This is a genomic window from Streptomyces sp. NPDC043876, assembly GCF_056435825.1.
In genome coordinates this window covers 40,850-52,920 of the sequence record NZ_JBWKDV010000011.1, presented here as the reverse complement: position 1 = coordinate 52,920, position 12,071 = coordinate 40,850, and the positions used below count along the sequence as shown (strand labels likewise).

The 12,071-nt window shown below is 73.9% G+C and carries 9 protein-coding genes and 1 pseudogene; 7 read left to right on the top strand and 3 right to left on the bottom strand.

From position 1 onward, the window contains the following. Positions 1-52 precede the first annotated feature (52 nt). From AC0693_RS29775 to AC0693_RS29765, 3 genes are all read left to right on the top strand, one after another. The gene (locus AC0693_RS29775; protein ID WP_478803369.1) at positions 53-3,079 is read left to right on the top strand and encodes an alpha-mannosidase; all 3,027 of its coding nucleotides are present in this window, start codon (positions 53-55) and stop codon (positions 3,077-3,079) included. A 192-nt stretch (positions 3,080-3,271) separates the two neighbouring features. Continuing rightward, entirely contained in the window at positions 3,272-5,287 is a 2,016-nt protein-coding gene (locus tag AC0693_RS29770) for an oxidoreductase (RefSeq protein ID WP_478803368.1), read from the top strand. Positions 5,288-5,344: 57 nt separating this feature from the next. Next, a complete protein-coding gene (locus AC0693_RS29765; RefSeq protein ID WP_356413375.1) occupies positions 5,345-5,779 on the top strand; it encodes a PaaI family thioesterase in 435 nt (144 codons plus the stop codon). On the opposite strand, the gene AC0693_RS29760 is transcribed toward AC0693_RS29765, so the two are convergent. After that, on the bottom strand, positions 5,761-6,132 hold the full coding sequence (locus tag AC0693_RS29760; RefSeq protein WP_469315578.1) for a cupin domain-containing protein: 372 nt from the start codon (positions 6,130-6,132) through the stop codon (positions 5,761-5,763). The genes AC0693_RS29765 and AC0693_RS29760 overlap by 19 nt on opposite strands. Before the next feature lie 151 nt (positions 6,133-6,283). On the opposite strand from AC0693_RS29760, the gene AC0693_RS29755 reads away from it, so the two are divergent. From AC0693_RS29755 to AC0693_RS29745, 3 genes and pseudogenes are all read left to right on the top strand, one after another. Further along, positions 6,284-7,321: a PHP domain-containing protein gene (locus AC0693_RS29755; RefSeq protein WP_478803367.1), complete on the top strand. Its 1,038-nt coding sequence runs from the start codon at positions 6,284-6,286 to the stop codon at positions 7,319-7,321. Between the two features lie 67 nt (positions 7,322-7,388). Then, positions 7,389-8,354 carry an isopenicillin N synthase family dioxygenase gene (locus tag AC0693_RS29750; protein ID WP_478803366.1) on the top strand — a complete coding sequence of 322 codons (966 nt, stop codon included), beginning with the start codon at positions 7,389-7,391 and terminating at the stop codon, positions 8,352-8,354. 237 nt (positions 8,355-8,591) lie between these two features. Then, a pseudogene (locus AC0693_RS29745) lies at positions 8,592-9,803 on the top strand (Gfo/Idh/MocA family protein); the annotation flags it as partial. A 20-nt stretch (positions 9,804-9,823) separates the two neighbouring features. On the opposite strand, the gene AC0693_RS29740 reads toward AC0693_RS29745, so the two are convergent. Both AC0693_RS29740 and AC0693_RS29735 read right to left on the bottom strand, forming a co-directional pair. Next, a complete protein-coding gene (locus AC0693_RS29740; RefSeq protein ID WP_478803501.1) occupies positions 9,824-10,198 on the bottom strand; it encodes a restriction endonuclease in 375 nt (124 codons plus the stop codon). A 599-nt stretch (positions 10,199-10,797) separates the two neighbouring features. Further along, positions 10,798-11,403 carry a dihydrofolate reductase family protein gene (locus AC0693_RS29735; RefSeq protein ID WP_468466466.1) on the bottom strand — a complete coding sequence of 202 codons (606 nt, stop codon included), beginning with the start codon at positions 11,401-11,403 and terminating at the stop codon, positions 10,798-10,800. Positions 11,404-11,593: 190 nt separating this feature from the next. On the opposite strand from AC0693_RS29735, the gene AC0693_RS29730 reads away from it, so the two are divergent. Further along, entirely contained in the window at positions 11,594-11,965 is a 372-nt protein-coding gene (locus AC0693_RS29730) for an SH3 domain-containing protein (RefSeq protein ID WP_469315582.1), read from the top strand. The last annotated feature ends 106 nt before the right edge of the window (positions 11,966-12,071 follow it).

Below are 12,071 nucleotides of genomic sequence, written 5' to 3'. Positions count from 1 at the left end.
ACCGCCGCGCCGCCTCCCCAAGCACCCGCCACCCCTCCCTGGAGCAGCCGTCATGCACGACGACCGCAGCATCACCGAGCACCGCCTGCGCCGCGTCCTCAAGGAGCGCGTGAAGCCCGCCGTCCACTCCCTCGCCGTCCCGCTGACCGTGGAGCGCTGGGAGGCACCGGGCGAGCCCGTCCCCGTCGCCGAGGGCCTGGCCGCGGCGTACGGGCCCTGCGCGGTCGGGGACGCGTGGGGGCCGGCCTGGGGCACCACCTGGTTCCGGGTCACCGGTACGGTCCCGGCCGAGTGGGCCGGCCGCACCGTCGAGGCCGTCATGGACCTCGGCTTCGACCGGATGATGCCCGGCTTCCAGTGCGAGGGCCTGGTCCACACGGCCGACGGTGCCGAGGTCAAGGCGCTCAACCCCTACAACGACTGGGTGCGCGTCACCGACCGGGCCGAGGGCGGCGAGCGCGTCGAGTGGTACGTCGAGGCGGCCTCCAACCCCGTCCTGGTCGACCACCGCGTCACCTACGAGGGCGATCTCCCGACCAGCGGCGACCAGCCCCTCTACCGGCTGGCCCGGATGGAGCTGACCGTCTTCGAGACCGAGGTCTGGGACCTCGTCCAGGACCTGGAGGTCCTCTACCACCTCATGGTGGAGCTGTCCGAGGGCGACGCCCGCCGCTACGAGATCCTGCGCGCCATCGACTCCGCCCTGGACGCCCTCGACCTCGCCGACGTCCCGGCGAGCGCGCCCGCCGCCCGCGGCCGGCTCGCCGCGGTCCTCGCGGCCCCGGCCCACGCCTCGGCCCACCGGATCAGCGCGATCGGGCACGCGCACATCGACTCGGCGTGGCTGTGGCCACTGCGCGAGACGGTCCGCAAGGTCTCCCGGACCACGTCCAACATGCTGGCCCTGATGGACGAGCACCCCGAGTTCCTCTTCGCCATGTCCCAGGCCCAGCAGCTCGACTGGATCAAGACCTACCGGCCCGAGCTGTTCGAACGGATCAAGAAGAAGATCGCCGACGGGCAGTTCGTGCCGGTCGGCGGCATGTGGGTGGAGTCGGACACCAACATGGTCGGTGGCGAGGCCATGGCCCGCCAGTTCCTCTACGGCAAGAAGTTCTTCCTGGAGGAGTTCGGCATCGAGACGCACAACGTCTGGCTGCCCGACTCCTTCGGCTACACCGCCGCGATGCCGCAGATCGTCAAGCTCTCCGGCTCGAAATGGTTCCTGACCCAGAAGATCTCCTGGTCCCAGGTGAACAAGTTCCCCCACCACACCTTCTGGTGGGAGGGCATCGACGGCACCCGCGTCTTCACCCACTTCCCTCCCGTGGACACCTACAACAGCGACCTCGGCGGCGAGCAGATGGCCCACGCCGCCCGCAACTACCAGGAGAAGGGCCGCGGTTCGCGCTCCCTGGCCCCCTTCGGCTGGGGCGACGGCGGAGGCGGACCCACCCGCGAACAGCTCGCCCGCGCCCGGCGCCAGCGCGACCTGGAGGGCTCGCCCCGGGTCGAGATCGAGCGCCCCGACGCCTTCTTCGAAAAGGCGCACGCGGAGTACCAGGACGCCCCCGTCTGGGCCGGAGAGCTCTACCTCGAACTGCACCGCGGCACCTACACCTCCCAGGCCAAGACCAAGCAGGGCAACCGGCGCAGCGAATCCCTCCTGCGCGAAGCCGAGTTGTGGGCGGCCACCGCCGCCGTCCGGGTCCCCGGGTTCGGCTATCCGCACGCGGACCTGGAGCGGATCTGGAAGACCGTGCTGCTCCACCAGTTCCACGACATCCTGCCCGGCTCCTCCATCGCCTGGGTGCACCGCGAGGCCCGCGCCACCTACGCGGAGGTACGGGCGCAGCTGGAGGCGATCACCGACGCGGCGCAGGGCGCCCTGGCCGGCCGGGGGAGCACCGAGCTGGTCTTCAACTGCGCCCCGCACGCCCGCCACGGCGTCCCGGCCGGCGGCGCGGCCCCGGCCGAGGAGGCCCGTACGCCCGTCACCGCGCACGAGCGGGACGGCGGCGGCCACGTCCTGGACAACGGGCGGCTGCGGATCGCCGTCGACGGGCGCGGGCTGCTGGTCTCGGCGTACGACCTCGAAGCGGGCCGTGAGGCGCTCGCCCCGGGCGCGGCCGCGAACCTGCTCCAGATCCACCCCGACTTCCCCAACATGTGGGACGCCTGGGACATCGACGCGTTCTACCGCAACAACGTCACCGACCTGGTGGAGCTGGACTCCCTGGAGCTGGCCGAGCAGGGTCCGCAGGCGGTGACGGTCCGGGCCACCCGCTCCTTCGGCGCCTCGAAGGCGGTCCAGTCGCTGACCCTGCGGGCCGGCGCCAAGACCGTCGACATCGTCACCGAGGTGGACTGGCACGAGACGGAAAAGTTTCTGAAGGCCGCCTTCCCGCTCGACGTGAAGGCCGAACGGACGGCGTCCGAGACCCAGTTCGGGCACGTCTTCCGCGCGACCCACACCAACACCTCGTGGGAGGCGGCGAAGTTCGAGATCTGCGCGCACCGCTGGATCCACGCCGAGGAGCCGGGCTGGGGCGTCGCGGTCCTCAACGACTCCACCTACGGCCACGACGTCACGCGCGACGTACGGCCGGACGGCGGCCAGACCACCACGGTCCGGCTGTCCCTGCTGCGCGCCCCCCGCTACCCCGACCCGGAGACCGACCAGGGCGAGCACACCCTGCGCTTCTCGCTCGCCCCGGGCGCGGAGGTGGGGGACGCGGTGCGCGAGGGGCACTGGCTGAACCTGCCCGAGCGGGTCCGGACGGGGGCGGGCCCGGTCGCCCCGCTGGTCGCGGTGGACGACGACGCGGTGGTCGTCGAGGCGGTCAAGATGGCCGAGGACCGCAGCGGCGACGTGGTCGTCCGCCTCTACGAGTCCCGCGGCGGGCGCGCGAGCGCCATCCTGACCCCTGGCTTCGCCGTGGCCGACGCGGTGGAGAGCGACCTGCTGGAGCGCCCGCTGCCGCCCGGCCCGGCGGTCACCGGCCCGGGGGCGGGCGGGTCCGTCGCCCTCGTGCTGCGTCCGTTCCAGATCCTCACCGTGCGCCTGCGCCGGGCCTGACGGACCCGCGCCGGGCGGGGCCGGGCGGGGGCGGAGCGGGGCGTGAGGTCCGCCACAGCGTCCGCCCGCCGGGCCCGCCCGGCCCGGGACGGCGGGTTCCGGGGCGCCGCAGCCTGTTATGCACCTAGTTGCAAAAGCCTCCCCGGATCGCTACAACAGGGGCATCACCCCCGCGCGAGGAGGCGCCCCCGCATGAGCCAGTACCCGCACCTGATGAGCCCGCTGGACCTCGGCTTCACCACCCTGCCGAACCGCGTGATCATGGGCTCCATGCACACCGGCCTGGAGGAGCACGAGCGCGGCTTCGAGCGCCTCGCCGCCTTCTACGCCGAGCGCGCCCGCGGCGGCGCGGGCCTCATCGTCACCGGCGGGATCTCGCCCAACGACAAGGGCCGCCCCTTCGAAGGCGGCGCCCGCCTCACCACCGAGGACGAGGCCGCCGAGCACCGGGTGATCACCGAAGCGGTGCACGCCGAAGGCGGGAAGATCGCGATGCAGATCCTCCACTTCGGCCGCTACGCCTACCACGCCGACCTGGTCGCCCCGAGCGCCCTCCAGGCCCCCATCAGCCCCTTCGTCCCCAACGAGCTGTCCGAGGCGGAGGTCGAGGAGACCGTCGAGGACTTCGTCCGCGCCGCCCGCCTCGCCCGCCTCGCGGGCTACGACGGCGTCGAGATCATGGGCTCCGAGGGCTACCTGATCAACGAGTTCACCGCGGCCGCCACCAACCGGCGCACCGACCGCTGGGGCGGCTCGTACGAGAACCGCGTCCGCTTCCCGCTGGAGATCGTCCGCCGCGTCCGCGAAGCCGTCGGCGAGGACTTCATCCTGATCTACCGGCTCTCCATGCTGGACCTGATCCCCGGCGGCTCCACCCTCGACGAGGTCGTCCACCTCGCCAAGGAGATCGAGGCGGCCGGCGCCACCATCATCAACACCGGCATCGGCTGGCACGAGGCCCGCATCCCCACCATCGCCACCTCCGTCCCGCGCGGCGCCTACACCTGGGTGACCAAGCGGCTGATGGGCGCGGTCTCGGTGCCGCTGGTCACCAGCAACCGCATCAACACCCCCGAGACCGCCGAGGAGGTGCTCGCCGACGGCCGCGCCGACCTCGTCTCGATGGCCCGCCCCTTCCTCGCCGACGCCGACTTCGTCGCCAAGGCCGCCGCCGGGCGCCCCGAGGCCATCAACACCTGCATCGGCTGCAACCAGGCCTGCCTCGACCACACCTTCAGCGGCAAGATCACCAGCTGCCTGGTCAACCCGCGCGCCTGCCACGAGACCGAACTGGTCCTCTCGCCGACCCGCTCGAAGAAGCGCGTCGCGATCGTCGGCGCCGGCCCGGCCGGACTCGCCTGCGCCGTCTCCGCCGCCGAACGCGGCCACGCCGTCACCCTCTACGAGGCCTCCGGCCACATCGGCGGCCAGCTCGACATCGCCCGCCGCATCCCGGGCAAGGAGGAGTTCGCGGAGACCATCCGCTACTACGCCACCCGGCTCGCGGACCTCGCGGTCGACGTCCGGCTGGACACCCGCGCCGACGTCGCCGCCCTCACCGGCTACGACGAGGTCGTCGTCGCCACCGGCGTCACCCCCCGCACCCCCGCCATCGAGGGCGTGGACCACCCCTCGGTCGTCAGCTACCTCGACGTGCTGCGCGACGGCGCGCCCGTCGGCGAGCGCGTGGCCGTCGTCGGCGCCGGCGGCATCGGCTTCGACGTCGCCGAATACCTCACCGACAGCGGCGAGGGCGCCTGCCAGGACCCCGCCGTCTACTTCCGGCACTGGGGCGTGGACACCGCCTACACCGGTCCCGGCGGCTTGGCCGCCCCGGAGCGCCCCGCCTCCCCGCGCCAGGTGCACCTGCTCCAGCGCAAGACCACCAAGGTCGGCGCCGGGCTCGGCACCACCACCGGATGGATCCACCGCGCCGAGCTGAAGCACCGCGGGGTCGTCTCCGTGGCCGGAGCGGCCTACGACCGCATCGACGACGAGGGCCTGCACATCACCGTCGACGGCGAGCAGCGCCTGGTTCCCGCCGACACCATCGTGCTCTGCACCGGACAGGAGCCGCGCCGGGGCCTGTTCGACGAGCTGATCGCGGCCGGGATCGACGCCCACCTCATCGGCGGCGCCGACGTGGCCGCCGAACTCGACGCCAAGCGGGCCGTCCGCCAGGGCACCGAACTCGCCGCCACGCTCTGACGGTTCGCGCCCGACCGGGGTGTTGTGGCGGCCGGGACCGGCCGCCACAATCACCCTGTGACAGTGAACCCCGGCACCACGCCCCTCACCCCGGCGGACGGCGAGAAGATCCTCGCCGAGAACTTCGCCCCCTGGGTCCTCGACCTCGGCCTCGCCGTCGAGGAGACCGGCCCGGACCGCACCGTGCTGCGCCTGCCCTGGTCGCAGCGCCTCGCCCGGGACGGCGGCGGCCTCAGCGGGCAGGCCCTGATGGCGGCCGCCGACACCGCCACCGTGATCGCCGTCTCGGCGGCGCGCGGCGGGTACGGGCCGATGACCACCGTCCAGCAGTCCACCAGCTTCCAGCGCCCCGTTGTCGACGCGGACGTGCTCATCAGCGTCCGCGTCACCAAACTGGGCAAGCGGATGGCCTTCGCGGACGTCACCATGACCCCCGAGGGCGCCGCCGAACCCTCGGCGACGGCCTCCACGGTCTACGCGCTGCTGGGCTGAGCGTAGGTTCCGTAACCCGTCCAGTCCACGACCACACAGGGCTCCTCGCCCACCACCCAGGCGTCGTGCCCGGGCGCGATCTGCATGAAGTCGCCCGGGCCGAACTCCTCGCTCTCGCCGCTGTCCATGACGACGTTGATGCGGCCGCTCACGACGTACCCGGTGTGGCCCGACTCGCAGCTCTCGGTGGCCGCCAGCGGCTTCACGTGCTGCGACCAGCGCCAGCCGGGCTCGAACACGGCGCGTCCCACCGGGCCGCCGTCCGTCGTCAGCAGGTCGAGCCTGCCCTTGCCGTCCTCGAACGGCCTCGTCTCGTCCGCGGAGTCGAAGCTCCGGCGCAGCATTCCGGTCATGATCCACCGCTTCCAGGCGGAACGTCCCCGAGTCCGCCTTCCAGCCTACGCGCGCCCGGGGTGCCCGGCCGCGCGTCCCTTGCCACACTGGGGAGCGGGCCGCCGCGGACACCGACCGCCGCGGACACGCCGGCACGGCAGGAGGTGGCGCATGGACCCGGTCGCGGCACTGAGCCGGATCGCGTTCCTGCTGGAACGCGCCCAGGCCCCCACCTACCGGGTACGCGCCTTCCGCGGCGCCGCCGAGGCGGTCACCGCCATGGGGGAGGCACGGGCGGCCGAGCGGGCCGCCGCGGGCACCCTGGAAGCCGTCAAGGGGATCGGCCCCAAGACCGCCCGGGTCATCGAGGAGGCCGTCGCGGGGGAGGTCCCGGGTTACCTCCAGAAGCTGGAGGACGAGGTCGCCGCCCACCCCCAGGGCGGCCCGCCGCCGAGCCCCGCGGCCACCGCCCTGCGCGCGGCCCTGCGCGGCGACTGCCACATGCACTCGGAATGGTCCGACGGCGGCAGCCCCATCGAGGCCATGGGCCGGGCCGCGGCGGACCTCGGCCACGCGTGGGCGGTCCTGACCGACCACTCGCCCCGGCTGACCGTCGCCCGCGGCCTCAGCCCGGAGCGGCTGCGCGAACAACTGAGCGTGGTGGCGGAACTCAACACCACCTGGGCGCCGTTCCGGCTGCTCACCGGCATCGAGTGCGACATCCTGGACGACGGCTCCCTCGACCAGGAACCGGAGCTGCTGGACTCCCTCGACGTGGTCGTCGCCTCCGTGCACTCCAAGCTCCGCATGGAGTCGCCCGCCATGACCCGCCGCCTGCTGGCGGCCGTGCGCAACCCCCTCGTGGACGTCCTCGGCCACTGCACCGGACGGCTCGTGACCGGCCGGACCCGCCCGCCGTCCACCTTCGACGCGGCCGCCGTCTTCGCGGCCTGCGCCGAGTCCGGCACCGCGGTGGAGATCAACAGCCGGCCGGAGCGGCTGGACCCGCCCCGCGCGCTGCTGCGCGAGGCCGTGGCCGCGGGCACCCTGTTCGCGATCGACACCGACGCGCACGCCCCCGGTCAGCTCGACTGGCAGCTCCTCGGCTGCGAACGGGCCGTGGAGTGCGGGGTGAGCGCCGACCGGGTCGTCAACACCTGGCCGGCGGACGAGCTGCGAGCATGGACCCGCACCCGCCGCCCCCCGTGACGCCCCAGACGTGCCGCTGGTACCGGGCCGCCCCCGGCCCCGGCGCCGATCGGAAAGCAGGCCGCAGATGACGCGTTCGCCCGTCCCCGTGATCGACCTCGGACCCTGGCGCTCCGCCGACCCCGGCGCCCGCGCCCGTACCGCCGACCGCGTCGACCGGGCCCTCCAGGAAGCCGGGTTCCTGCTGGTCACCGGGCACGGCGTCGACCCCGGCCTGCCCGCCCGGATCCGGACGGCCGCCCGCGCCTTCTTCCACCTGCCCGCCGCCGTCAAGGAGCCGTACGCGGTGTCCGTCGGCGGCCGGGGCTGGCTCGGACCGGGCGCCGAGGCCAACAGCCACGCCGAAGGCGCCCCCTCCCCGCCCGACCTCAAGGAGTCCTGGTCCTGCGCCGCCGACGACCCCACGGGCCGGCCCGAGGTGGACGCCGAGTGGTTCCGCCCCAACGTCTGGCCCGCCGAAGTCCCCGCCCTGCACGCCCTGGTCACCACGTACCTCACCCGGATGCGGGCCCTGTCCGACGAGCTGCTGGAACTGCTCGCCGCCGCCCTCGGCGCCGACCGGGACCTCTTCACCCGTCACACCGGCCACCCCACCTGGGGATTCAACGTCAACTGGTACCCAGGGGCCGAGCGCACCGGCCCGCCGCTGCCCGGCCAGTACCGCATCGGCGCGCACACCGACTTCGGCACCCTCACCGTCCTGGACCGCGAACCGGGCGCGGGCGGCCTGCAGATCCACACCGACGCGGGCGGCTGGCAGGACGCACCCTGGGAGCCGGGCGCGCTGACCGTCAACATCGGTGACCTGATGGCCCGCTGGACCGGCGACCGCTGGCGCGCGGGCCGCCACCGGGTGCTGCCGCCGCCCGCCGAGGCGCCGTCCGAGGAACTCCTCTCCCTCGTCTACTTCTACGAGTGCGACCCGCACACCCGGGTCGAGTCGCTGCCCGCGCCCACCGGCCGCGTCGCCCACGCGCCCGTCGACTCCCACCACTACCTGCGCGCGAAACTCGACGCGATCACCGTCACCTGACCGCGGCCACCGGGGGGCGGCGGCGCGCTTCGGGACCGCCCGGGCGGGGCAGGGCTGCACAGGAGCCCCGGCACACCCGCCCCGCCGCCCGCCCGCCCGCCCCTCACCCGGAGGCCCCGTGACCCGACAACCCACCCGGAGGCCCGGGCGACGCCCCCGAAGCCCGACCCGCAGTCCCGGGGCGCGACCCCGCAGGCCCGGGCGACGCTCCCGGCGCCCCGCCCGGCCGCCGCGCCGGTGACCCTGGCCCTGGTCGGGGCCGGGCTGCGCGGCCTGACGTACGCCCGGCACGCCCACGCCACGGGAACCGGACGGATCACCGCGCTCGCCGAGCCCGACCCGGGCCGCTGCGCGGCCGCCGCGGCCGAGTTCGGCGTACCGCCCGAGCGGGTCCACCCGCACTGGCGGGACCTGGTGGCGGCCGGGCGGCATGCCGACGCCGCGATCATCGCCACCCAGGACCGAATGCACACCGCGCCCGCTGTCGCGCTCGCGGCCGCCGGCCACCACCTCCTGCTGGAGAAGCCGATGGCCGCGGAGGAGAGCGAGGCGGAGCGGATCGCCGAAGCCGCCGAGCGCCACGGCGTCCTCCTCGCCGTCTGCCACGTGCTGCGCTACACCCCCTACACCCGCACCCTCACGTCCCTGCTGGACGAGGGCCGGATCGGCCGCCTCGTCGGCGCCGAACACCTGGAGCCCGTCGGCTGGTGGCACTTCGCGCACTCCTTCGTCCGCGGCAACTGGCGCCGCTCGGACACCTCCGGCCCGCTGCTGCTCACCAAGGCCTGCCACGACCTCGACTGGCTCGTGCACCTCTTCGGCCGCACCCCGCGCACCGTCATGTCCTACGGCCGCCGCACCCACTTCCGGCCCGAGGGCGCCCCGCCCGGCGCCGCCGCCCGCTGCACCGACTGCGCGGCCGAGCCCGACTGCCCCTACTCCGCGCCCCGCCTCTACCTCGGCTGCCTCGGCGATCCGCGCCGCGAGTTCTGGCCGCTGTCCGCGGTGACGCCCGTGGCGACCGAGGCCGGGGTGCGGGAGGCGCTGCGCACCGGACCGTACGGCCGCTGCGTGTACGCCTGCGACAACGACGCCGCCGACCACCAGATCGTCGCCATGGAATTCGCCGACGGCGCCACCGCCACCTTCACTGTCAGCGCCTTCACCCCCATGGCGGACCGGCGCACCCGGCTGTTCGGCACCCACGGCCACATCGAGGGCGACGGCGCCACCCTGCGGATCACCGACTTCCGCACGGGCCGCGAGGAACTGGTCGACACCGCCGGACCGGAACCGCTGGGCGGGCACGGCGGCGGTGACCTGGCCCTGACCGAGGCCTTCCTGGCCGCGGTACGGACGGGCGACCGTGACCTCCTGCTCTCCGGCCCCCGCACCAGCCTGGCCACGCACCGCCTCGTCTGGGCCGCCGAACGCGCCCGCGCCCTCGGCGCCCCGGTCGACGTACCGGATCAGCCCGTCAGCCGCCGGCCGGCCGGGGGGAGGGCGCGCAGGAGGTCCCACAAGGGGCGGGAGCCGCCGGCCCATTCGGCGAGGAGGTGGCGGTCGACCAGGTGGAGGCGCTGGGACGTCGCGAAGGCGGCCGCGTTGGCGGTGATGCGGCCGTTGGTGAGCATGACCAGGACATCGCCGTGGTGCACCTGCCTCCCGGTGCCGTTGAGCACGTGCAGGTCGGGGGCGCCGACGGGCTTGCCGGACCAGCCGGCCTTGCGGTGCTTGCACTGGATGACCCAGCGTCGGCCGTAGGGGTCGGTGGCCTTGACGTCGGCGCCGTTGTCGCCGCGGCCGCCGACCTGCCGCGCGTCCGTACAGCCGTCGCGCCGCATCAGGTCCCGCACCGCGAACTCGAAGGCCCGGTGGTGGAGGCCGTCGAGCTGTCCGATGGCGTAGCGCAGGCCGCTCGCCCGGATCCGGGCCCACCGGGCGTTCTCCCGGCGCCGCCATGCCCAGGCTCCGCCCGCGGCGGCTGCCGCCAGGAGCACCGCGGCGACGATCCCGGGATGAGCGCCCAGCCACCGCAGGGCGGAGGCGGCCAGGCTCAGTGCGACGGCCGCCACGAGAGCGGCGAGGAGCAACTGTTCGAGCTGCCGGTCCTTCCGTCGGCGGGGCCGGCGGCCGGGGCGCCGCACCGGCCGGCGCCGACCGGACGCGGTCACAGTTGCGCCTGGGAGACACTGCTGACCAGCTGCCCGATCACGTGCGCGATGCCCTGGCCGACATCGGTGGGGGCGAGCACGACCCCCGGCAGCACCGCCCCATGGATGGTCAGCAACTCCAGCCCCCTGCCCGAACCTCCGGGGCAGCGGACGGCAGCCCCCGGTTCCTGTGTAACCGGAGGGCGGCGCCGCCGCAGTCGGATCGCCCCGATATGGCGGCAATGCGCCGGAGCGGCCGGATCCCATGGGCCGGGTGTTCGAGATGCGCGCTAGTAGGCGTCGTAGCCGGGCTCGCCGGTCGGGCGGTAGACGCCGACGACGGTGCCGCCCTTCGTCGTCGTGACGCTGACCGGCTCCAGCGCGCTGGGCACCGCGCCGTCGGCGAACAGCCGCTTGCCGCTGCCGATGATCACCGGGTGGATGGTCAGCCGGTACTCGTCGACGAGGCCGTGCCGCATGAGGGTCTGGGCGAGGTCGCCGCTGCCGACGACGTTGATGTTGCCGCCGTCGGACGCCTTCAACGCGCGCACGGCATCGACGACGTCGCCCTCCAGCAGCGTGGAATTCTGCCACGCGAGGGACGTCAGGGTGCGGGACGCCACGTACTTGGGCGTCGTGTTCATCCGTTCGGTGAACGGGTTGCCGGGATCGGCGCCCGGCCAGTAGGACGCGAAGATCTCGTAGGTCTTGCGGCCGAGCAGCATCGCGTCCGAGTGCTGGTACCAGCCGGCGATGGCCGCGCCGACCTCGTCGTCGGCCACCGGCTTCTGCCAGCCGCCGTGGTCGAACCCGCTCTCCGCGTCCTCGTCCGGCCCGCCCGGCGCCTGCATGACGCCGTCGAGGGTCAGGAAGGTGCAGATGATGAGCTTGCGCATGGTGCGCTCCTTTCGTCGACGGGTAGACCGCGGGGCCGCCGCAAACTCATCGGCCAACGGGTCAATCGGATGAGATCCGGGGGATCAGGAGGACACGGCGGTGCGCCTGCCCGGCGGCCCGGGGCGGTGTCGCCATAGTCGTCCCCGGCGGCCGGACGGGTCGCCGGAAGTCTTCGTACGGGAGCCGCTCATGCCGTTCACCTCGATCACGTCGAAGTCCGCCGGGACGGTCCTCGCCCTGGCCGCGGGCAGCCTGCTGCTCGGTCTCGCAGGCGCCGGCACCGCGGTGGCCGACGACGGTCCGGCCTCGCCGCAGGACCGGGAGTACGCGATCGGCGAGGTGGTGTCGAAGGGCCCGCTGACCGTCCGCAGCGGGCCGAGCACCCACGCGGGCAACCTGGGCCGGGTCCACCCCGGCCAGAAGCTCCGCATCGAGTGCAAGGAGCGCGGCGAGAACGTCGCGGGCAACCGCCTCTGGTACCGCCTGCACGCCAAGCAGGAGGCCTGGGTCGCGGCGCGGTACGTCAAGGACCTGACGCCCGTGCAGTGGTGCCGTCTCTGAGAGCCAGGGCCCAGAGCAAAAGAAATACCCCGGTCGGATTGACGACCGGGGTATTTCTCTGCGTATATTTATTGTTTCGCGCGTTCGCAACACCGCCAGGCATGGC

Bases quoted from the DNA above. Each gene is read 5' to 3' on its own strand.
- AC0693_RS29775 (WP_478803369.1), top strand. From the start codon at position 53: ATGCACGACGACCGCAGCATCACCGAGCACCGCCTGCGCCGCGTCCTC.
- AC0693_RS29770 (WP_478803368.1), top strand. From the start codon at position 3,272: ATGAGCCAGTACCCGCACCTGATGAGCCCGCTGGACCTCGGCTTCACC.
- AC0693_RS29760 (WP_469315578.1), bottom strand. From the start codon at position 6,132: ATGACCGGAATGCTGCGCCGGAGCTTCGACTCCGCGGACGAGACGAGG.
- AC0693_RS29755 (WP_478803367.1), top strand. From the start codon at position 6,284: ATGGACCCGGTCGCGGCACTGAGCCGGATCGCGTTCCTGCTGGAACGC.
- AC0693_RS29750 (WP_478803366.1), top strand. From the start codon at position 7,389: ATGACGCGTTCGCCCGTCCCCGTGATCGACCTCGGACCCTGGCGCTCC.
- AC0693_RS29740 (WP_478803501.1), bottom strand. From the start codon at position 10,198: ATGCGGCGCGACGGCTGTACGGACGCGCGGCAGGTCGGCGGCCGCGGC.
- AC0693_RS29735 (WP_468466466.1), bottom strand. From the start codon at position 11,403: ATGCGCAAGCTCATCATCTGCACCTTCCTGACCCTCGACGGCGTCATG.
- AC0693_RS29730 (WP_469315582.1), top strand. From the start codon at position 11,594: ATGCCGTTCACCTCGATCACGTCGAAGTCCGCCGGGACGGTCCTCGCC.